The sequence below is a fragment of the Sedimentibacter saalensis genome (assembly GCF_007830175.1).
Taxonomy (GTDB): Bacteria; Bacillota; Clostridia; order Tissierellales; family Sedimentibacteraceae; genus Sedimentibacter; species Sedimentibacter saalensis.
In genome coordinates this window covers 1-21,924 of the sequence record NZ_VLKH01000012.1, presented here as the reverse complement: position 1 = coordinate 21,924, position 21,924 = coordinate 1, and the positions used below count along the sequence as shown (strand labels likewise).

At 36.1% G+C, this 21,924-nt stretch carries 18 protein-coding genes; 13 read left to right on the top strand and 5 right to left on the bottom strand.

The window, feature by feature from the left end; translation table 11 throughout:
• The first annotated feature begins 115 nt into the window (after nucleotides 1-115).
• From LY60_RS15670 to LY60_RS15660, 3 genes are all read left to right on the top strand, one after another.
• Complete coding sequence (locus LY60_RS15670) at nucleotides 116-430, top strand: iron-sulfur cluster assembly accessory protein (protein WP_145086053.1); 315 nt, start codon at nucleotides 116-118, stop codon at nucleotides 428-430.
• A 68-nt stretch (nucleotides 431-498) separates the two neighbouring features.
• Nucleotides 499-1,359, top strand: coding sequence for a damage-control phosphatase ARMT1 family protein (locus LY60_RS15665; RefSeq protein WP_145086050.1), 861 nt, complete (start codon nucleotides 499-501; stop codon nucleotides 1,357-1,359).
• Between the two features lie 183 nt (nucleotides 1,360-1,542).
• Nucleotides 1,543-2,541, top strand: a complete 999-nt coding sequence (locus tag LY60_RS15660) for a zinc-dependent alcohol dehydrogenase family protein (RefSeq protein ID WP_145086048.1) — start codon at nucleotides 1,543-1,545, stop codon at nucleotides 2,539-2,541.
• A 219-nt stretch (nucleotides 2,542-2,760) separates the two neighbouring features.
• Here LY60_RS15660 and LY60_RS15655 read toward each other — a convergent pair whose 3' ends face one another.
• Both LY60_RS15655 and LY60_RS15650 read right to left on the bottom strand, forming a co-directional pair.
• Nucleotides 2,761-3,390 carry a TetR/AcrR family transcriptional regulator gene (locus LY60_RS15655; protein ID WP_145086045.1) on the bottom strand — a complete coding sequence of 210 codons (630 nt, stop codon included), beginning with the start codon at nucleotides 3,388-3,390 and terminating at the stop codon, nucleotides 2,761-2,763.
• Nucleotides 3,391-3,400: 10 nt separating this feature from the next.
• A complete protein-coding gene (locus LY60_RS15650) occupies nucleotides 3,401-5,074 on the bottom strand; it encodes an amidohydrolase family protein (protein WP_170226269.1) in 1,674 nt (557 codons plus the stop codon).
• 256 nt (nucleotides 5,075-5,330) lie between these two features.
• Between LY60_RS15650 and LY60_RS15645 the strand changes: the two genes are divergently transcribed.
• On the top strand, nucleotides 5,331-5,777 hold the full coding sequence (locus tag LY60_RS15645) for a DUF3788 domain-containing protein (protein ID WP_145086040.1): 447 nt from the start codon (nucleotides 5,331-5,333) through the stop codon (nucleotides 5,775-5,777).
• A gap of 67 nt (nucleotides 5,778-5,844) precedes the next feature.
• Entirely contained in the window at nucleotides 5,845-6,507 is a 663-nt protein-coding gene (locus tag LY60_RS15640) for a GTP pyrophosphokinase (protein WP_145086037.1), read from the top strand.
• A gap of 54 nt (nucleotides 6,508-6,561) precedes the next feature.
• Here the strand turns inward: LY60_RS15640 and LY60_RS15635 are convergent, their stop codons facing one another.
• On the bottom strand, nucleotides 6,562-8,325 hold the full coding sequence (locus LY60_RS15635) for a sensor domain-containing diguanylate cyclase (RefSeq protein WP_145086034.1): 1,764 nt from the start codon (nucleotides 8,323-8,325) through the stop codon (nucleotides 6,562-6,564).
• A gap of 281 nt (nucleotides 8,326-8,606) precedes the next feature.
• Nucleotides 8,607-9,656 (bottom strand): 16S rRNA (cytosine(1402)-N(4))-methyltransferase RsmH, encoded by a 1,050-nt coding sequence (gene rsmH / locus LY60_RS15630; RefSeq protein WP_145086323.1) that lies wholly within the window; start codon nucleotides 9,654-9,656, stop codon nucleotides 8,607-8,609.
• A 275-nt stretch (nucleotides 9,657-9,931) separates the two neighbouring features.
• On the opposite strand from rsmH, the gene LY60_RS15625 reads away from it, so the two are divergent.
• The 7 genes from LY60_RS15625 (at nucleotide 9,932) to LY60_RS15595 (ending at nucleotide 19,368) form a co-directional block, all read left to right on the top strand.
• A complete protein-coding gene (locus LY60_RS15625; protein ID WP_145086031.1) occupies nucleotides 9,932-10,834 on the top strand; it encodes a helix-turn-helix transcriptional regulator in 903 nt (300 codons plus the stop codon).
• A gap of 176 nt (nucleotides 10,835-11,010) precedes the next feature.
• Entirely contained in the window at nucleotides 11,011-11,583 is a 573-nt protein-coding gene (locus LY60_RS15620) for a GNAT family N-acetyltransferase (RefSeq protein WP_145086028.1), read from the top strand.
• Between the two features lie 432 nt (nucleotides 11,584-12,015).
• Entirely contained in the window at nucleotides 12,016-12,642 is a 627-nt protein-coding gene (locus LY60_RS15615; protein WP_145086025.1) for a TetR/AcrR family transcriptional regulator, read from the top strand.
• Nucleotides 12,643-12,729: 87 nt separating this feature from the next.
• The gene (locus LY60_RS15610) at nucleotides 12,730-14,043 is read left to right on the top strand and encodes an MFS transporter (protein WP_145086022.1); all 1,314 of its coding nucleotides are present in this window, start codon (nucleotides 12,730-12,732) and stop codon (nucleotides 14,041-14,043) included.
• Between the two features lie 3 nt (nucleotides 14,044-14,046).
• Complete coding sequence (locus LY60_RS15605) at nucleotides 14,047-16,374, top strand: FtsX-like permease family protein (protein WP_145086019.1); 2,328 nt, start codon at nucleotides 14,047-14,049, stop codon at nucleotides 16,372-16,374.
• Between the two features lie 9 nt (nucleotides 16,375-16,383).
• Entirely contained in the window at nucleotides 16,384-17,118 is a 735-nt protein-coding gene (locus LY60_RS15600; protein WP_145086016.1) for an ABC transporter ATP-binding protein, read from the top strand.
• Nucleotides 17,119-17,382: 264 nt separating this feature from the next.
• Nucleotides 17,383-19,368 (top strand): methyl-accepting chemotaxis protein, encoded by a 1,986-nt coding sequence (locus LY60_RS15595; RefSeq protein WP_145086013.1) that lies wholly within the window; start codon nucleotides 17,383-17,385, stop codon nucleotides 19,366-19,368.
• A gap of 57 nt (nucleotides 19,369-19,425) precedes the next feature.
• Here the strand turns inward: LY60_RS15595 and LY60_RS15590 are convergent, their stop codons facing one another.
• Complete coding sequence (locus LY60_RS15590; protein WP_145086010.1) at nucleotides 19,426-20,352, bottom strand: S66 peptidase family protein; 927 nt, start codon at nucleotides 20,350-20,352, stop codon at nucleotides 19,426-19,428.
• Between the two features lie 154 nt (nucleotides 20,353-20,506).
• Between LY60_RS15590 and LY60_RS15585 the strand changes: the two genes are divergently transcribed.
• A complete protein-coding gene (locus tag LY60_RS15585; RefSeq protein WP_019228095.1) occupies nucleotides 20,507-21,328 on the top strand; it encodes an undecaprenyl-diphosphate phosphatase in 822 nt (273 codons plus the stop codon).
• The last annotated feature ends 596 nt before the right edge of the window (nucleotides 21,329-21,924 follow it).

Sequence of the window (21,924 nt, the reverse complement as noted above, 5' to 3'; positions counted from 1 at the left end):
GAAGCATAATGAAGTAACCATGGCTGACACAGACTTGCAAATTCCAGATATCCATGATAAAATTGAAAAATGTAATCAGAAAAAGAACAGTACCTATAAACATATTGGAGGTCTTGTGAGAATAAATATAACAGATGAAGCTTTCAGAGAATTGAACAAGATAGATATAAAAAACATCAGAATCATATATCACGGTCAGGGCTGTGGAGGACCGGTTTTAAGCATGACCGCCGGATTGCCGGATTTGGAAGAGGAAACAATAATTCTAGATGACTTTTCATTTTCTCTGATGAAGGAACTGATTGATAAGTATAAGATTGTAGACATAGATTATTCCAGCGCAGACGGTTTTTCTGTCGATGCGGATAACAGCGGCGGCTGCATTCGCTGCAATGGATGTTGGTTAAATACAATATACACCAATTTATAGCCATAGGGTACTTTCAGAATCAAAAAGTGGTCAAAGAGAACCGTCCCCGATGGAAGAGGAGGAGCTATATGAAAATATCACGGGAATGCATTCACTGTCTTGCAAGACAAGCTGTTGAAATAGCTGAAAAAGCTACAAGCAGTGCAGCAATGCAGGAAGAAATAATAAAAAAGTCATTGCAGGAATTAGGACAACTAGATTTCAATGAAACAGCACCTGAAATAGGTTTCAGGATGCTTCAACATTCCAAAAAAATTACCGGCATTGATGATCCATATAAAATATTAAAAGAACAATATAATGAAGTTGCTCAAGAGATATATGAGAAAATTACTGAGGAAAAATGGCTGGAAAGGGCCGAAGATCCTTTTGATATGGCTTGCCGCCTGGCTATTGCCGGTAACATAATTGATTTTTCTGTTGGGCTTAAATTAGAGCCATCTGATGTTGTTAAGTCGGTTGAAGACAGTATAAAACACGATATTTTTGGAACAGGAACTATAGCATTACGAAAAGCAGTAGAAAAGGCAGATAATATTATGTATATTGCTGACAATGCCGGTGAAATCATTTTTGATAAGTTTTTGTTAATGAATCTTCCGACAAACAAGGTAACTTATGTTGTTAAGGGAGGTCCAATAGTAAATGATGCAACTATGGATGATGCCATGAGTACAGGCGTTGTTGACTTAGTAAGAGTTATTGACAATGGACATTCTGCACAGGGGACCATATTGAAAAATTGCTCAAGTGCATTTATATCTGAATTTAATAAAGCAGATCTTGTTATAAGCAAAGGACAGGCCAACTTCGAAACATTGAGTGATGTTAAGGATAAGAATATATTTTATTTGTTGCGGGCTAAATGCATTTCAGTTGCTTCTGCACTAGGCTGCAAACGGATGGACTATGTGCTTACTAACTATTAGAATCTGTTAATTACATAAAGTATAGGTAGCCTCTTCTCATAAATGAGATGAGGCTGTTTTCATATATAACACCTGAGGCATTAGTATGATTCCTGAACTTTTTTAAGTAAAAATAATAAATTTATAATTTAAATAAATATATTTTGGGTATAAGACTATATAATATTAAAAAGGAGTGATGCTATGAAAGCTATGGTAATTAATAAGTTCGGAGGACCTGAAGTTTTTGAGCTAGCGGATATACCAAAACCGGAAGTAAAACCGGGATATGTACTGGTAAGGGTAATTGCAAGCAGCCTCAACCCATTTGAAATAAAGCTAAGATCAGGGCTTTTGCCAGAGTTCATGCCGCCTTTTCCTGCAATATTGAATTCCGATGTTTCAGGAGTTGTGGTTGCAGTGGGCGAAAACGTTGAAGTGTTGAAACCAGGCGATGAAGTTTACGGATTTATTGGCGGTATGACAGATGAGAATGGCGCATTGGCAGAATATGCTTTAGTAGATGAAGAGCTTTTGTGCAAAAAACCAAGCAACATAGATTTTAAAACAGCAGCATTGTTTCCTTTGGTTGGAATCTCAGCATACAAAGCTATTATTGAAAACTCCCGCTTAAAACCAGGTGATAAGGTTTTAATCCATGGGGCAGGCGGAGGCGTTGGTCACATAGCTGTTCAATTTGCTAAAATGTTGAACGCTGAAGTTTATGCCACAGTATCAAATGATGAAAAAGCAGAAATAGCAGAACATCTTGGTGCAGACTATGTAATTAACTATAAAACTACTGATGTTGAAGAATATTTAAACAAGTATACAGATGGTAAGGGATTTGATGTGGTTTTTGATACAATAGGTGCAGATAACCTGATAAACAGTTTTAAGGCAGCTAAAGTTGAAGGACTTGTTTTGACTACCAACTCAAGGGTTGCATTGGACTTGACACTGGTACACCACAAGTCACTGACATTAAAAACAATATTCATAGTCCTGCCAATTTTGACCAGAACCGACAGAAGTGAAATGGGCAATATTTTAAATGAAATGAAAAAGATGATAGAAGCAGGAAATTTAACAATTTACAGAGACAAAACCGAATTCAACTTTTCTGAAATAATCAATGCCCACAAATACTATGAGGCAGGTGGAACAACAGCCAAAATAGCATTAATCAATGACTTAATATAATGCTGTTAAATGGTAAATTATTATCAAACTTTTGGATAATTAAAGCCTAAGGAAAAACCTTCTTTGCATTCTGCCACAGAATTTCTGTGCCATTAAACCCAAAGCCATGTCCATACACAGCTTTGGGTTTTTAATTTACATTTCAGTTATCTGTAAACTATGTGATAAATGACTCTTTTAGAGCATTTGTTTATTGATAGAATGAAGAATAAAATGTATTCACTCATCATATACAGAAAACTCATTGCTATTGATGCCCAAAGTGCCTGCAATCACTCCTCGAAGGGATAAAAGATATCTGCGCCGTCTTTCATCATCATTCATATATTTATCATAAGCAGGGCTGCCGGGCACTCCCACTATTACCCTAATGAGAATGTCTGCTGTTTCATATGGATACAAAACATGAAAAACGCCCTCTTCAACTCCTTGTTTGATGATTTTTGCAAACAGAGGCACCATTTTTTGTGATGCTGCTATTACATACTTCTGTTGGTAAACATCCGATTGTATCAGTTTCCCAAGCAAGGCTGCATATTCAAGTTTTTCAGTTTGAAATTTTGATTTTTGCTCCATGAATTTTTTGAATTTGTCCATAGCGCCTAAGCATGGGTCATCAACAGTCGGCTTCAGGAAATCACACGCATCATCAAGCAATGCTTCGATGCTGGCGACCAAGACTTCTTCCTTTGATCTGAAGTAATGATAAAATGCGCCCTTTGAAAAGCCAGAGGCCTTTAAAATATCATCTATACTCGCTTGCTCATAGCCCTTTTCCAGAAATATACCTTCAGCGATTGTAAGAAGTTCTTTTCTTTTAATAGGGTAGTTATCTGCAGGTCTAGCCATAGTTTCTCCTTTATGCGGTAATTGTATTTTTTAAAATCATATAACCCTTGGGTTTATCCATGATGTAGGCATCCCACATGTATGCAAACATACTAAGCGTTGAAATCTTAGGAGCAAGATAGTACAGCAAGCCGAGTGGCTGGGCAAGATACTGCACACAACCACCAGTGTGGGTCAAGATAAACTGCGTATTCATCCAGTAATCCTTGTAAATGTCCAGATAAAAAGCTTTTGCCATGAAATACAAGGAATCAAGATTGTTTTCTGAAATCAAAGGGATGCCGTCCTTATGAATTGGGTGAATCAGCACCGGCTTGTTTATTGATCCTATTTTCTTAATCAACCTCTCATCAAACAATTCCATAAATTGTGTATTAAATATGTCAATGGTAATACATACACCGTCTAAGTGCAATTCATTTAGTCCTCTATCGATTTCGGATATGCTCCAATCAGGCAAGTTAGGGTCAATAATACAAAATGCTCCAATTTGTTGGTTTTTAGAGCATATTTCAGCAGCGGCGCCGTTATACTCGCGAAAGACGTCTTGCCTTGCCTTGGGCTCAAGCTTCCAGATTTCAGGATTGTCAAAGGATAAAATAACTCTGTCAAATTCTCCTGAAGAAAGTGCAGTCATGGCCTCCTCCTCTGAGTGGCAGTGATATTGTATTCTTTGTGGGTCTTTTCCAAATGGCGGCAGCGCATAAGAAGATTTGGAGTCTTTACGAACTGGGATGTTATCCCTTGAAAACAGTCTTTTTGCATTGCCCATAAATATATCCTCTATTTGCTGCTCTGTCAAACCATATTTTCTGTCCAGAGTTGAGTATGCTTTTTCAATTTCAGAAACAGCCATTTTATTTCCCCAGCCGATATCGCTGCCAAATACAACATGCTGCAAATCAGAAAATTCCAGCAGATAAGCAATCTGATCATCAAAGGCCTTTGAAGCTGTGTCTAAAAATACTTGCTGTTTCCATTGTCTTAGTTCTTCAGCTATGTTAGGGTTTTCTTTTTGTAGTGCTTCAATGAGAGTGTTAAACAATGGTGCAATGATTCCTCCCCCATGAGAAAAGATCCAGCGAATATTTGGGTACTGTATATGATAGCCGCTATGAATAAAATCAATTATGGCTTTAGTTGTGTCATTTTGCCACAGATACAACGGATTTAAAAACATATGATCAATCTTGCCGGGAACTTCGTTTGGATGAACATATATAATTGCCTTTCTGCGGTTCATTTCCTCGTAGAATGGCTTATAAGAAGCGTCGCCCAGATAATGGCCGTCTACGTTAGACATAAGTGCAATGCCGTCGAGCTTCAAGGAGTCAAGTGCATATTCAGCCTCCAGCAAAGCACTTGGAACATCAGGCAATGTCACAGAGCCGAAGCCTCCGAAACGACCAGGATATTCACTTATCATTGATGAGATGTACTCGTTGCAGTGACGGTTGAGGTTTTGACTGAAATCTGTATTATCAAAGTATACTCCGGGTGTAGACAATGACAAAAACGACTTTTCAATATTAAAGCTGTCCATCATCTTAATAGAAGATTTTGCATTCCATGTGGGCCATTTTATACCTGCCACTGATATACCCATTTTTTTCATTTCTTCAACATAGAAATCCGGTACAATGTGGTGATGCAAATCCCACTTTTTATATGTCTTACCTTTCATAGCTTTTCCTTTCATTATGGTGATTTAATTTATATTAATAAACCGACGAAGGTTTATTAATATAATATACTGATACCATAACTTTGTCAAGCTCAATAAAATCTATGCAAAGTATTATAGGATTTTATTTTGTGATAGAAATGCTGCTAATTGTATAGTATAATATAATAAATATTATTAAAATAAAGAATACTAACGCTATGGAAATATATAAGTTTTTTTAACAAATAAAAGGTAATGAATGCGGAGGATAATTATGAAATGGAATGAATTATTCAATGAACATCTGACTCCTTCAAGCAAAGACATTAAAGATTATATAGGTGCTGCAGAAGCAAGCTGGAACAATCTTACTGAATACATTGAAAATACATATGAGGCAAAGCCTAAAATAGAATACAGCAGATGTTCTTTACAGCCGGGATGGAATGTAAAATACAAGAAAAACGGTAAGTCTCTTTGCACATTGTATCCTATGGAGGACTATTTTATTGCCTTGGTGGTAATTGGACCTAAAGAACAGGATGAAGCAGAAGCTGCTATGGAAGCAGGAGTGTTCTCAACCTATGTGGAAGAACTATACAAAAAAACTTCAGGTTCTGCCATGGGAAGCTGGTTGATGATTGAAGTTAAGGATGGCTCAATTCTCAATGATATAAAAATTTTAATTAACATGAGAGTAAAAGCAAAAAATGTTAATTGACAATTAACATATAAATGCTCGTTTATGATGTTTCTAATATAATTAAAAGAGGAAAGGAAGTCTTAATGTGGATAAGTTATTAGTTGACGAAAAGGACATTACACTCTTGAAAGAAAGTGAAATGTTGCACGGTTCTTATCAGGAGATGGTGGAAATGCGGCTATTGTACAATGCAGCCATTAAGCAAATCTCTACTAAACTTGAAATTTTAAATGAAGAGTTTAATGTGAAGAACGCAAGAAATCCCATACACCATGTGGAAGCAAGACTGAAATCTCCTCAAAGTATTATAAAAAAGCTTAATCTGAAAAGTATGGACATAAGTATAACATCTGCAAAGCAGCTCAATGATATTGCAGGTATAAGGGTGGTATGCGGCTATCTTGATGATGTTTACAACATTGCAGAAATGCTTTTGATGCAGACTGATATTAAGCTTGTCAAGTATCAGGATTACATAAAACAACCAAACTTCAATGGCTACCGCAGTCTTCATCTTGATATAGAAGTGCCTGTTTTTCTATCTGATCACATTGAGAATGTAATTGTGGAGGTTCAAATACGTACTGTTGCCCAGGATTTCTGGGCCAGCCTTGAACATGACATCAGATATAAATCTGATAAGTATATTCCACAGGATATTTGCGATGATATGCTGCAGTCAGCCAATGAAATAGCAGAAATTGATCTTAAGATGCAGGAAACATTCAAGAAAATTCAAAACATATAACAAATTCCCTCATGTTAGAGGGAATTTGTTTTTTGGTTAAATTTTTTTAGGGCATTAAAAAGAAACAACAAGGTTTCTACCATTTCTTTTTGCTGAATAAAGTGCATTGTCTGCTCTTTCAATCACATCCTTGACATCCTGTCCCTTTTCATATGAAGCTACACCAAGACTGCATGTTTGATGAATAACCTGAGGAAATGCAGTTTTTTCAATTGCTTTCCTGATTCTTTCAGCTACAATAATTGCATCCTCAAGTTCTGTGTTAGGCATGGCTAAGAGGAACTCCTCTCCGCCCCACCTTGCAAGTACATCGGTACTGCGAACATATTTTTTTATAACACTTACAATATTAACAAGTACCATATCACCAACGTTGTGACCAAATGTATCGTTTACAATTTTAAATAAGTCCACATCCAACAAAATTATTGAAAATTGGCCACCAAATTGTTCGCATTGTTTTGTTATGTTTTCTAAAATTTCATTTGCTTTTATCCTGTTGTAAACTTGGGTCAGGTAATCTGTTTCAGCAAGGTGTATGGCTTCTTTTTTTGCTCCTTCAAGTTCTGCTGTAACAACCTTTATGAAATTCATTAACCTTGAAACTATTCGAGAATGATTTGAATTTAAAGGATCTTCCTGCTGGTTATCAATGAGCTGTGTGTCTTTGTTTAATTGTTCCGTTTTAATCAGATCAAATTCTTTCATTCCCACTGATACCAGTGTTGCATTGAGAAGATTTATTTTAGCATGTTTTTTATGGATTTCTCCATGCGTATAAAATCCTGCAGTTGGCGCAATGTTTTCAAAAGGCTTTGTCTCATTATTAACTTCACCTTGAAGTAAAAATCGCCTGTTGCTGCAGCTGTAAAGGAAGATGGATTCAGGATTGAAATTTTCCATTAATTTGTGTGCTTCCTTAGCTCTATCGATAATAATTTTCGGATTTCCATACCCAATGATGACTATTTCCCCTTCTTTTAGACCTCCGGGAAACAGAAGTGAATTATCTTTGCCAACAGCTTGAGGTATTCGTGCATACATTTCATCATCTCTCATGAGCATCATAGGAAACTCTAAAACGTTTAGGAAAAAGTTTTCATCATCCTGAATGTCCAAATACTTCTGATATATGCTGAATGCAGGCTTGTCATCTATTTTTTTAACCCAAAGACCATCAACCTCAGTAACAGTCATCTTTTTGCTTAAGGGTTCCCATCCAAGGCATGTATGTGTTTGAATTTCAAGTTTGTCACTCATCAATACAACTGCTGCAACACCCTTTGATAAGTACTGATACTCATAAAATATTAATGATTTCAATATATACCCATAATCACCAGCACCTCCGCCAAAAACAGGATATGTACATACAGAACTTGAAAAACCTGCAAGAAAATCAGATGTATTCATAGTTGAAGGTGTGGTAAGCATTAATATACCAGCTATATTTTTGCAAGACGTTTCTATAGTATCTATCAACTCTTTTCCTAAGGAGGCTTCATTGTTATCTTTTATTTCATATATAAAAGCTTTTAAAAGGGTTTGTTCAAAGAATGTAAGTGATATTATTGTTGAATTTGTATATAATTCTCCATGAGCAATTTCTCCTCCGGTTGAAGCACCAACAATTACTGCATTAGGAAATTTTTTGTATAATATGTTTTCTACGTTCTTCACCCAATTTGAGTCAGCCACAGATGTAAATATTTGAATTAATGTTGAACTTGCATTTTCTGTCATTGCATTTATTTCACTAGTATTAATTAATTTAGTCAATTCCTCACAAGATTGAACAACCAGGTTTTTACTTTTCAAGCGTGCTCCTCCTAAGATATGAAAAGAAATTTAATATTAAACAGCAATCATAAAACCGTTTGCATAAATTACATTTTTAAATTGTATATCATCTCTCATTTGTTTTCAATATTATAAAATTTCCATATGATGTTAATATGTAGTTTATTAAATATAATTAAGGCTGAGTTAAAGTTTTTCTTCTAATACATAAATACAAAAAATCAGCACTGCCTTTTGTCATGATTGGCAGTGCTAACTAAGAACTGTAAGACTATTCATAAGTAGTTAGTATAGATAAATCATGCTTTTATAGCCCATCTGAGCTTGGCAGAACGAGCACGAGGATTTGAACTGCATTCTTCAGCCGATGGTTTAATAACATTGGGAGCTATTTCACTGTACAAGCCTTCACGGTAAAAATACTGGAATGATTTTTTAACCAAACGGTCTTCTCCTGAATGAAATGAAAGTATGGCAACACGACCGCCTTTAGCAAGTACAGATGGAAGTTTTTCTAAAAATTCATACAACACTTCAAATTCACTGTTTACATCAATTCTCAAAGCCTGGAAACATCTTTGACAAGCCTTTTTTATTTCATCCTTGCGATTTTTCTCCGGAATAAAACTAAGGGCATCTTTAATAATTTGTTGAAGATGAGTTGTTGTTGATATTTCTTTTCCTTTTCTTATTTCAGAAATTATGGCACGGGCAATTACTGCTGCATTAGGTTCATCAGCATTTTCAATAAGCATTCCTTCTAATTCATCTTGTGAAATAGTTTTTAAACGTTCTGCTGCAGACATACCTTTATCAGGATTCAGGCGCAAGTCAAGTGGACCTTCTGTCTTAAAAGAAAAACCTCTGTCAGGATTATCTATCTGCATCGAAGATACACCCAAATCTGCCAATACAAAATCAAGGGGTCCTGATTCTAAAAAAATTTCATCTATTTGTGAAAAGTTCATATGCCTAATTGTTAATATTTCAGGACCATAGCCAAGTCGTTCTAGGCGCTCTCTTGTGCGTGGCAATTCAATAGGATCTACATCAGTTGCATACAGGTGTCCTTTTGAATCCAGGCATTTTAGCATCTCTGATGAGTGCCCTCCATAACCAAGAGTTGCATCTAATCCGGTTTGACCGGGGGTAATTTGAAGGAAATCCAATATTTCCTTAACACAAATTGAACGGTGCATGCCCGCTGGGGTATTACCTTTTTTGATTATCTTTTCTACATCTTCAGCATATTTTTCAGGTTGATGCTCTTTGTATTTTTCATTGAATGATTTTGGATGAGTTCCCTTATATCTAACGCGTCTTTTATGTTTTTGTTCTTGATTATCCATTTTATAACCATGGAAATTTGAACGTATGAATTCAAAATCAAATGATTTTTGAAAACAATGGTTCATGATTCCTCTGCCTTTTATGTTTATTTTTAAATATAATACCAAATACAATTTATAAAAGCAAATTATTATCATAAATAGTAACTGTTTTTATCTGCCATCAAAAATGTGATATAATAAATAATAATCTGTAATGAATGCAATTTAACACAACAAGAACGGTCAAGAATTTTTTTCTTCTTTATGATAATCTTTTAATATCGGAGGGCAACATGGATAAAACAAATTCAATGCGTATAGTTCAAATGCTTCAGGATTATATTGAAGAAAATTTGCAAAATTCAATCACATTAAAGCAATTGGCTGATTATTCAAATTATTCTCCCTGGCATATTGGACATATGTTTAAAGAGGTAGTAGGTAAAAGCCCATATGAATATATTCGTTTGAGAAGATTGACAATGGCAGCTCTTGTAATGAGGGATGAAAACAAAAAAGTGATAGACGTCGCACTTGATTTTGTTTTTGACAGCCAGGAAGGTTTTACAAGGGCATTTACAAAGGAATTTGGAATTTCTCCATACAAGTACCACAAACAGACGCCGCCGATTAAACTTTTTCTGCCTAATAAAGTATATGATACTTTCAAGGCAATAAATTATATTTATCAAAATGAAGGAAGGATTGGTGAGGTTATGAAAACAGTATTTGTTCAAATTATTGAAAGACCTGAGAGGAAATGTTTGATAAAAAGAGGAATAAAGGCAACAGAATACTTTGAATATTGCGAAGAAGTTGGATGTGATATCTGGAATGTTCTTACAAGTGTTAAAGAAGCACTTTATGAACCTATTGGCATGTGGATGCCTGAAAACTTAAGAAATAACGCATCAGAATACGTGCAGGGTGTAGAACTGCCACTGGATTACGACAAAACAATACCTGACGGATATGAACTTATTGTGCTGCCTCCATGCACCATGATGATATTCCAGGGAGAACCTTATGATGATGAAAAATTCTCAGTTGCAATCGATGAAGTATGGAAACACATTGATAAATTCAATCCGGAATTGTACGGATATAAATGGGCACCTGAAAATGGACCGAGATTTCAATTGGCACCAATGGGATACAGAGGTTATATAGAAGCAAGACCAGTCCAAAAGTGTTAGTGCAGCAATTGAAATGACATAAGTATTTTTTAAAATTGTAAAAAAGGAGCAATGAAACTTTGCTTCCTTTTTTTATCTTTTATGATATGAAATCGTTTTTACTGTAAACCACCAGAATAATATGGTATAATAAATTGCTGTAGTAAAAAATTTAATACATAAGTAAGGGGGTTACAATGAATTATAGAAATGCTACATTAAATGACATCCCGGGTATTGCAGAATTGCAGCAAAAATATCACGTGCTGACAATAAATGATGAGGACAAAAAAGATGGATTTGTCACAACATTGTTTTCAGAAGAACAATTCAAGGAACTTATTGAAAAGGAAAATGGAGTAGCCATAGCATGTGATGATGACAAAATAATCGCTTATGTCATGGCAGCTTCATGGCAGTTTTGGTCGAAATGGCCTCTTTTTCAGCATATGATAAGTGATTTGCCGTATACAGAATATTTAGGTAAGGTTCTTTCCGTTGAAAATTCCTATCAATATGGACCCATATGCATTCACAAGGATTATCGTGGAACTGATGTTCTGCCGAATATTTTCGAATTTTCAAGAACACAAATGAATAAAAGATTTCCAATTTTGATTACATTTATAAATAAAATTAATCACAGATCTTATAATGCTCACACAAATAAGCTTGGTCTGGATGTGATCAAAAGTTTTGAATTTAATAACAATCAATATTATGAACTTGGATATGATACATCAAAAAAGACAAAAGGGTCCGAAATATAATAAATGACTATTTAAGATAGCTTTGAAATTAAAATGTCATGAAAAAAATGACATCAGGTTGGTAACAAAGTAACATTTGACGGTGTCATTCTGAGGGCGTAGCCCGAAGAATCTCATGTTTTAATCAAAGATGAGATCCCGCAGTTTCGAACACAAATTTATTTATTCGCTAACGCTCACATAAATTTGGTTCTCATTGCGAATGACCTACCGCTATTTTTCAGAAAAATACCTGAAAAATAGGGTTAGGGCAACTTTCACTATCGTTCAGGATGACAGCGTCGGGGGTTATCAATAGTCTGATGTCATGAAAAATCATGACATTTTTTATTTGAAAAAATATTTAAAAATATTTTATAAAGTACTTGACAATTTCTTTCAGTACATATAATATGAACTTACCGACCGACGGTCTATAGAAATGGAGTAATTATGAAAACAGTTAAAGAAGGAGAAGTACGAAGAAGAGAAATTTTGGTGGCAGCGCGAGAATTGTTTGTGAGTAAAGGTTATGAACAAACTTCAGTCAACGACATTTTAAAAGTTGTAGATATAGCCAAGGGCACATTTTATTATTATTTTTCTTCAAAGGAAGAAGTGCTGGAAGCAATAATACTTGACATTGTTGAAGAAGGAGCAAGGAGAGCAGAAAATGTTCTGAAGGATAAATCAGTTCCTTTGGTGAATCGAATTATGATGGCTATAATGGCACAGACTCCGGAGTTTGAGGGGTCAGATGAAATAAAGGAAGAAATGCATAAAGTTGAGAACACAAAGCTGGAACGTCTGTACCTAAGAGCAATGCTTAAGCGCATGACTCCTGTTTTGGAGGAGCCTGTTCTGGAAGGCATTGAACGTGATATGTTTCATATGGAATATCCCACAGAATGTATTGAATCCATTTTGCTATTGGGGCACATGATGTTTGACTGCGATGTCTTTGAATGGAAAATGGAAGATTACCCTAAAAAAATTAAAGCGTTTTTGTGCAATGTAGAAAAAATGCTTGGTACAAAAGAAGGAGAACTTAATGTTTTAATGAATATGTTCGGACAATAGCCATAAATGTATTAGCAAATTTTTTTTAACTATTAATCGACCGTCGGTCGGTACGCATGAATTAGTTTTGAACATTAGGGAGGGAATATGAATCACAACAATGAAACACAAATAATAGGAATAACTGAAAAAAACAAGTCGATGAAAAAATTTACCATTCTTGTTGCCGGACAGTTTATATCAAGCATAGGAAGTGGATTAACAGACTTTGGTCTTGCAATATATGTTTTACGACTGACTGGTTCAGTCACTGCAACATCCATATTGAGCATATGCGCATTTCTGCCTTCAATAGTCCTGGCTCCCATTGGGGGAGTACTGGCTGATCACTATGACAGAAGGCTGATGATGATTCTTGGAGAGCTTTTTTCTGGACTAGGGCTTGTAATATGTCTTATTTCTGTAATGAGCGCAAATCCTTCGATTTTTGTAATCTGCTCAGGTGTTGCCATAAGTTCACTTTTTTCTGCACTTATGGAACCTGCATTTAAAGCTACCATAACGGATTTGTTATGTGAAGAGGATTATGCAAGAGCGGGAGGAATGGTACAAATAGCATTTAATTCAAAACTCCTGATTTCGCCGGCTGTTGCAGGACTGCTTCTTAGAGTTACTCCGGTCAGTACACTTATAATCATAGACATATTTACTTTCTTTACAACAGTGTTTGTTATTGCATTTGTAAGAAAAGGCATGGCTGTACAGCAAAAAAGTACCAAATCGTTGAATTTTGCAATAGAAATGAAAGAAGGCGTAAAAGCAATACGCGGGAAAAGAGGTGTTGTGGCAATGATTGTGATTATGTCAATTGCTGTGTTCTGCCTTGGATTTGTACAGATTTTAAGTAAGCCCTTAATACTCGCTTTTGCAGGTGAAACAGAACTGGGTTTACTTGCTACAGTAAGCGCATTTGGTATGATGGCAGGAAGCATTGCAATAAGTATGATGAAGAATATTAAATCTCATGTGAGGCTTCTTTCTTCAGGATTATTTGGCTGCGGTATCTTTTTTGCACTGATGGGAGTAAGGGAAAATTTGATTTTAATTGCTGCATTTGGATTCATGATGTTTGTATTTCTTCCTTTTGTACAAATAGGAGCTGAGGTATTAATACGCAAGAATCTGGCCAATGAAGTGCAGGGACGCGCTTTTGGACTCATAAGTTTTATAACACAAATGGGCTACATTTTTGCATATATTTTGTCGGGATTACTAGCAGATTATGTATTTGAACCTTTTATGAAAGGCACAAGTCCACTGGTTGTTAATATAGGAAATGTAATAGGTACCGGTAACGGCAGGGGAATAGCTCTTTTAATACTTATTGCAGGATTGTTGCTGGCAGTTGTTGGAATAGTTGTTTCCAGGCTAAAAAGCGTAAAAACGCTGGAGGAGATATAAAAAATGAAATTATTGATAAAACTTGTATGGAAGGACTTTAAAAGAAACAAGTCCATTACAACTGCGCTTACTGTATTCTTGTTTCTTTCAGCGCTATTGATGGCAGGAGGTTTAAGGGTTACAGGCACTATTATTTCTTCGCTTAATAGCTTTAATGAAGTGGCCATTCCTCCTGAATACCTGCAGATGCACAAGGGTGATTTTGATGAGGAAGAGCTTGAACATTTTGTAAAGAAACATGATTATATAGAAAATTCATTGGTAGTAAAGCAGCTCAACATTAGAAATGCAAATATTATTTACGAAGGCGAAACACTTGAAAAGTGCCTTATGGATAACGGATTTGTTGTTCAAAATGAAGGATTTGATCTGTTACTCAACATGGATAATGAAATTGCAAGAGTTAAAGAGGGAGAAGTAGGAGTGCCTGTTTATTATGCAGAGGAGCTTGGAATTAAAAGGGGTGATGTGATTACTATTCATGAAGGCAATTTCAAAAAGGATCTGGTTGTATCAACATTAATTCGTGACGCTTCAATGAATGGGGCTCTCACTTCATCTAAGCGTTTTCTGGTAAGCAGGATGGACCTTGAAGAAATTAGCAGTCACATGGGAGAATGGGAATACAGTATTGAATTTTTACTTGAGGACGGTACAGCTGCTGCAAAATTGGAAAGAGATTATATGGAAGAAGGAATGCCGTCCAACGGTGTAGCCGTTACAGGAAAGCTTCTTTCCATTATGAATAATATTTCCTATGGACTGGTAGCAGCCATAATAATAGCAATAAGCATTTTTTTAATAATAATAGCAGTATTGTGCCTGTCTTATATTATAAGGGCAACCATGGCAGAAGAAAATTTTGCTGTTGGAGAAATGAAAGCAATTGGATTTCCTAAAAAAGAAATCATAAGTCTGTATCAGATGAAATATGTAGTGCTTTCACTTTTAGCTGGGGCGCTAGGTTTCATGGTATCTGTTCCTTTTGGTAATTTCTTCTCATCATCGGTTATCATGTACTGCGGATATGGTACTGCCGAATGGATGAAATGGGTGTATCCACTGATAGGTATTTTACTTCTCTGTTTGTTTGTGATGCTAGGGTGCAGAAGAATAATCAAGAGAAACATCAAAAATACAGTTGTGGAACTCATGCGTGGGGAAGAAAATACACAAAAAGAAGGACATTATATTCTGCCGGATGTACTTGAAAATCGCAACCTTACCATAGCTCTTGGTGAGCTCAAATGCAAGTGGAAGGAATATACCGTAATATTTTTTGTGTTTGTATTTTCGTCATTTTTAATCCTGCTTCCAATGAATGTGAAAAATACCATTGAAAATCCATCTTTCATAACATATATGGGTGTAGGAGAAAGCGACATTCGCATTGATATTCAGTACAGCGACAAACTTAAGGAACAAAAAGACGCGGTTGAGTCTTATATTGAAAAAGACAATGAAATAAAAAAATATGTACTATACAAAACCGGCTATGTGCAGTTTGAAAATTCTGATGGTCAATGGGAATATATACGCGTGCAAAGCGGTGATGAATCTGTTTTTCCGCTGGAATATCTGGAGGGAAGTTCACCTCAAAACATGAATGAAATGGCCATATCTTATCTGCAATCACTAGAATCAGGGAAAAAGGTCGGAGATAAAATGAACGTAGCATATGATGGAAAAGAACTTGTATTTACCGTTTCCGGCATCTACCAGGATATAACATATGGAGGCAAGACTGCCAAGGCAGAAATTGATTTTGACGAAAATGATGTGGAAGTCTATATAGTCTATCTTGATGTAGAACATGGTGTGTCAATTGATAAAAAAACTGATGAACTTCGAGGAATTCTTCAAGACAGCAAGGTAACTCCAATCAGGGAATTTGTTTCTCAGACATTAGGTGGCATTGTTAGTAACATGAAACTTGTGGAAGGCGCAGCTGCTGTAATATCATTCCTGCTGATAATACTTATTACCGTTATGATTTTGAAACTTATTACAGCAAGAGAACATAGTGCTATAGCAGTTAAAAAAGCAATAGGATTTTCAAGCCGGGATATAAAAATACAGTTAGGAATAAGGATCCTTGCAATTCAATTTGCAGCAATCATTACCGGTACCATACTGGCTAACACTTTGGGTGAAGCTGTTTTCGGGCTGATGCTCTCTTCCATGGGGGCCTCTAAAATAACAATGCTGGTAGAGCCGGTTTGGGCCTACGTTATTTGCCCTGCAGCACAGATTGTTATAGTCTTAATTACAGTAGTTGTCAGTACAAATGTTGTTAAATACTATCATATAAGAGACCAAATAGTGGAATAAGGAGCAGTCATGATTAAAGTAGAAAATTTAAATAAGGCATTTAAAAATACAGAGGTTTTGCACAATATATCTTTTGAAATTAAAAAAGGAGATTTTGCAGCCATAATGGGGCCATCGGGTTCAGGAAAGTCAACACTTCTATACAGTATAAGCGGTATGGACAGCATCAATAGCGGAAGGGTGTTGTTTGAAGGAACAGACATATCCCATATGAAAGAGGACGAATTATCCCTTTTCCGTCTGAATAAAATGGGATTTGTGTTTCAGAATGCTCAGATGTTAAAAAACCTTTCAATATTTGATAATATCACTTTGCCGGGTCTTGTGGCAAAAACAGAATCAGCAGATAGGATCAGAAAACGGGCGGTGGAATTGATGAAGAAAATGGAAATAGAAGAGATTGTAAACCGTGACATAAGGGAAGTTTCAGGGGGACAACTGCAGCGTGCTTCAATTTGCCGTGCAATGATCAATAAACCTGAAATATTGTTTCTCGATGAACCAACAGGAGCACTTAATTCTGCTGCCACAGATCAGGTTTTGTCTATTCTTAAAGATTTGAACAATGATGGAATGACAATCATGACAGTAACTCATGATCCACGGGTTGCAGCCAGGGCAAAAAAGGTACTTTATATTATGGATGGGCAAATTGCAGGTTGTAAGGAATTTTCTGAAGATGGAGGAAGAGAAAGAGAACTGGATAAATGGTTAAGAGGGTTTCAATTTTCACATAAATTTTAAATTAATATTTAAGGAATGTTGGAAATTATTTTATATATGTGAAGCTAAATATAATATTTATAGCTGAAACATACTAATAAATAATCTAATGAAACGGTAAAATGAGCGTTTTGTTCATATGGGGCAAAATGCTCATTTTTTTATTATTTTGTCCATTAAATGGGATTCCTTATTTGTTAAAAATTACCAATAAAGTATTTGTTCATATTGCCGATAATCAATGAAATACAGGAAGTATTATTTTAGCAGGAGAAAGGAAAATTAATGAACAAATTTAAATCTTTAAAATCAAAATTGATAGTAACAACCACAGCAATAGTATTTTTAACGGCTGTACTAAACTTGGCTATCGGTATCCTGGCAAGCTATAAAGGTCTTACTCATAATGTTGAAACAGACCTTAAGTCTATAGGTCAGACCGTGGAAGTGGGTATTACCAGCGAGCTGCACAACATAAAACATGGTGTGGAGAGTGCTGCTAAGCTGGATTTGATTGGAAAAGCTGATGCGAGCCAGGCAGAACTTGCAGAGATTCTTAAGTTTATAACGGAGGATGAAAATTACAAATCACTAAGCGTTGCAGACAGTACAGGTACAATCATCACAAGCAATGCTGACTTTGTGGGCAAAAATGTAGCAGACCAGGAATATTTCAACAAAGCCATGGCTGGAGAGACATATATTTCTTCTACTACATATGATGCCAACAATGAACTGAGTATTGTGTTATCTGCTCCTGTTTCAAATGAAAACAACTTTAATGGAGTAGTCATTGCAACACTTGACCCTAATGCCTACAGTGAAATTATTAAAAATATAGTTGTGGGTGAAACAGGAAATGTTTTTATAATAGACAATACAGGAACTATGATAGCTAACAAGCGTCCTGAACTAATTGAGAGCAGAGCAAACTTCATAGAAAAAGCAAATACTGACAAAGCGTACGCTTCTGCAGCAGCTGTTTATACAAATATGATAGAAGGAAAGAGCGGAGTTGAAGTTTATGCATACGATTCAGGTGACAGAATTTGTTTTTATGCGCCAATACCAAGTACAGACGGGTGGTCTTATGGTGTTGTAGCTCCCATAAAAGAAATGACATCTTCAATATGGGTTACAATAATAGGGCTTGGAATTTCGTCAGCTGCATGCATTTTCCTTGGGGTAATCCTGACACTGGCAATTGCAAAGTCTATTGCAAATCCAATATCTCTTGTTTGCCGAAGACTTGAACAACTGTCAGAAGGCGATCTTCATTCGCCTGTAGCTGAAGTGAAATCTAAGGATGAAACAGGCATACTTTCGGCATCCCTTGACAAGACTGTCAATTCACTTCGAGGATATATTTCTGATATTACCGATACACTTAAAGAGGTATCAGAAGGAAATATGCTCGTCAAGGTTAATGGAGAATTTGAAGGAGATTTTGCACCTATAAAAGAGTCTCTTTCATCTATAACTATGTCGCTAAATTCAGTGCTGATGGATATCAACCAGGCTGCTGAGCAGGTAGCAAGTGGTTCAGATGAGGTATCAGGCGGCGCTCAGGCACTAGCTCAGGGAACTGCTGAACAGGCAAGCTCTGTGGAAGAATTGTCTGCAACAATACAGGATATTTCTGAAAATGTAGAAAAAAATGCTGAAAATGCTGAAAAGGCTAACGAAAATGTCAATAATGTAAGAGAAGAAATTGAAGTAAGCAACAAATATATGGAAGAAATGGTTGAAGCCATGTTCCAGATAAGCGATTCATCAAGTCAAATTGGTAAAATTATCAAGGCCATTGAAGACATTGCATTCCAGACCAATATTCTTGCGCTTAATGCTGCAGTTGAAGCTGCAAGAGCAGGGGCTGCAGGTAAGGGGTTTGCAGTTGTTGCTGATGAAGTTAGAAATCTGGCAAGCAAATCTGCAGAAGCAGCAAAAAATACTACTGATTTAATCGAAAATTCCATGAAGCAGGTTGAAAACGGAACAAAGATAGCCAATGAAACAGCCAAGTCTCTTGTACATGTGGTGGAAAGTGCAAAAGCTGTTACAGACATTGTTTATAAGATTTCACAGGCATCCAAGGATCAGGCAAGTGCCATCAATCAGATTACAGTTGGAATTGAGCAAATTGCAAATGTTGTTCAGACAAACTCTGCAACATCGGAGGAAAGCGCCGCTGCAAGTGAAGAGCTTTCCGGACAGGCTCAGATGATGAAAAGTTTGATTGGAAAATTCAAGCTGGGAAATCTTGAAGGCTAATTTATAAAAAGATACTAATTAAGTACCCGCAGTATTATGTTTGCGGGTACTTTAAATTTATAAACTGACAGTTGGTTCTATGACTGTAAGAGTGTTGTTGTAAGTATCTAAATTTGCAACTGCTCCAATAGGAATTGCCATTTTGTATGGGCCATGACCGGAAGCAAGATTTGTCATTAACGGTTTGCCCAGGGGAACCATTACATCATTTATTAGATTTTCATATGTCCTGCCATAAGCAATTTCACATCCCGTACATTCACCCATAATAATGCCTGCACAATCCTCAAATTTACCTGCTGCTATAAGATGTGTAATATATCTGTAGACAGTATTTATAGGTTCGTGAGTTTCCTCTATAAAAAGTATCCTGCCCCTGGTATCAACATCATATGGAGTACCAAGAGTATCAACAAACGAAGTAAGATTTCCTCCCACAATAGTCCCTGTAACATTTCCGGGCACCCTGCTTACCTGAGGTATCCCCAGAGGATTGTCAAGCTGCCTTGGGGATGTAATGGTAGAAGTGGCAGTGAAAAACTGATCGAAGTTATAAGCTGGGGTGGTGCTTCTGAAATCTATGAGCAGAAGACTGTGAAAAGTGATTAAATCAGCCAGCGTATACAAGACATTGAGCAATACAGTTATGTCGCTGTATCCTGTCAGAATTTTAGGATTTCTGGAAATCAGAGAAAAATCAAGATAAGGAATAATGTCTGCAACGCCAACACCACCTCTTGTAGGTATTATGGCTTTCACTTGCGGATTCTCAAACATGCTCATCAGGTCAGAAGCACGCTGCTCAGCTGTTGCTGCAACATACCCTCCCTCCCACGAATAGACATATTTACCCAAGACAACATTAAACCCCATGTTTTCAAGAGTTCGTATTCTCGAATTAATGGTTTCAGCATCCCGAGGACTCCCAAGGGTCACTATTCCCACAGTATCTCCTGCCCGAAGTATTGGCGGTCTTGTAGCCATTTCGTTTCCTCCTGTAAATAAAAATTATTACACATTCAATATATGTCAATTAAAAGATTTTGTTCGATTTTGTAATTTTTCTGTTAAGCAGACTAAACTGATGGTATAATGTATTGCATGTATTGGGAATGAAATTATATTTGGAGGTATTTTAATGTATGTAGAATTGTTTAAAGCTTTTTTGCTGGGGGTTGTGGAAGGCATAACGGAATGGCTGCCAATAAGCAGCACCGGTCACATGATATTGGTTGAGGAATTCATTCAATTAAATGCTTCAGAGGCATTTAAAGAAATGTTTTTTGTTGTAATACAGTTAGGCGCTATATTGGCAGTAGTTCTTCTATATTTTAATAAGCTCAATCCTTTCTCTTCATGGAAATCCAGACAGGAAAAAGTAAATACAATGAGAATATGGTACAAGGTAATTGTGGGAGTTGTGCCGGCTGCGGTGCTGGGTATATTGTTTGATGACTGGTTGGATGAACACTTCTATAATTATATGACTGTTTCAATAATGCTTATTGTTTACGGTGTTTTGTTTATTGTCATTGAGAATCGCAATAAAAGGAAGAAGGCAACCATAAACAGTTTCAGCGAATTGTCGTACAGGACTGCATTTTTAATAGGAATGTTTCAGGTGCTTTCATTGATTCCGGGAACTTCACGTTCTGGCGCAACAATTCTTGGAGCGATCATTCTCGGAACATCGAGATACGTTGCAGCAGAATATTCGTTTTTTCTTTCAATTCCTGTAATGTTCGGTGCAAGCGCATTAAAACTGGTTAAATTCGGTTTAAGTTTTACAGGAACAGAAATTGCAGTATTACTAACAGGGATGATTGTTGCATTTGTAGTTTCTGTTATTGCAATCAGGTTCCTCATGGGTTATATCAAAAATAATGACTTTAAGGCATTCGGCTGGTATCGTATTGTTCTAGGGATACTGGTTATAGTATACTTCATTTTGATTGGATAATATTAAGCAGTCTTGATATTCAAGGCTGCTTTTAATCTGTACGAATAATTAGATTCTAAATGTGTTGGTATTTAAACGTTACGTTGGTTTGTAAAAGAATGTGACGAAAATTTATGAAGAAAACAGTTGACAATGAAGAATGATTTTGGTACACTAGCAAAGCTGTCTCTAGGGGCAGGCGAATAGAATAATCAAGTTAATGTGTTGACACAGTTTTTTATATCTGTCTCTAAAGAGCAGATGAAAAAGAAAAAAATAACAGTTGACACGGACAGAAAACTTTGATAAGATAAACAAGCTGTCGCAAACGACAGTGAGCAAGAAAAAAGAGAGTTAAAAAGTTCTTGACAAACATGAACAAACACGATATACTAGCAAAGCTGCTTGAGAAGAGCAGTGGTCAAGAAAAAAGAAATTAAAAAGAAATAAAAAAGTTCTTGACAAGTTAAAGCAAAAGTGATAAACTATTAAAGCTGTCTCAACTGACGGCAACGAACTTAGACAATAAAACAGCATAAGAACCTTTGAGAGTTCTAAAAAAGAACAAACAAAACAAAAAGTAAAAAAAGACAGATAATGCTATGCGTTATCTTGAG

Bases quoted from the DNA above. Each gene is read 5' to 3' on its own strand.
- LY60_RS15645 (WP_145086040.1), top strand. From the start codon at position 5,331: ATGAAATGGAATGAATTATTCAATGAACATCTGACTCCTTCAAGCAAA.
- LY60_RS15585 (WP_019228095.1), top strand. From the start codon at position 20,507: ATGTATGTAGAATTGTTTAAAGCTTTTTTGCTGGGGGTTGTGGAAGGC.
- LY60_RS15595 (WP_145086013.1), top strand. From the start codon at position 17,383: ATGAACAAATTTAAATCTTTAAAATCAAAATTGATAGTAACAACCACA.
- LY60_RS15665 (WP_145086050.1), top strand. From the start codon at position 499: ATGAAAATATCACGGGAATGCATTCACTGTCTTGCAAGACAAGCTGTT.
- LY60_RS15660 (WP_145086048.1), top strand. From the start codon at position 1,543: ATGAAAGCTATGGTAATTAATAAGTTCGGAGGACCTGAAGTTTTTGAG.
- LY60_RS15615 (WP_145086025.1), top strand. From the start codon at position 12,016: ATGAAAACAGTTAAAGAAGGAGAAGTACGAAGAAGAGAAATTTTGGTG.
- LY60_RS15590 (WP_145086010.1), bottom strand. From the start codon at position 20,352: ATGGCTACAAGACCGCCAATACTTCGGGCAGGAGATACTGTGGGAATA.
- LY60_RS15600 (WP_145086016.1), top strand. From the start codon at position 16,384: ATGATTAAAGTAGAAAATTTAAATAAGGCATTTAAAAATACAGAGGTT.
- LY60_RS15610 (WP_145086022.1), top strand. From the start codon at position 12,730: ATGAATCACAACAATGAAACACAAATAATAGGAATAACTGAAAAAAAC.
- LY60_RS15625 (WP_145086031.1), top strand. From the start codon at position 9,932: ATGGATAAAACAAATTCAATGCGTATAGTTCAAATGCTTCAGGATTAT.
- LY60_RS15620 (WP_145086028.1), top strand. From the start codon at position 11,011: ATGAATTATAGAAATGCTACATTAAATGACATCCCGGGTATTGCAGAA.
- LY60_RS15655 (WP_145086045.1), bottom strand. From the start codon at position 3,390: ATGGCTAGACCTGCAGATAACTACCCTATTAAAAGAAAAGAACTTCTT.
- rsmH (WP_145086323.1), bottom strand. From the start codon at position 9,656: ATGGATAATCAAGAACAAAAACATAAAAGACGCGTTAGATATAAGGGA.
- LY60_RS15605 (WP_145086019.1), top strand. From the start codon at position 14,047: ATGAAATTATTGATAAAACTTGTATGGAAGGACTTTAAAAGAAACAAG.
- LY60_RS15650 (WP_170226269.1), bottom strand. From the start codon at position 5,074: ATGAAAGGTAAGACATATAAAAAGTGGGATTTGCATCACCACATTGTA.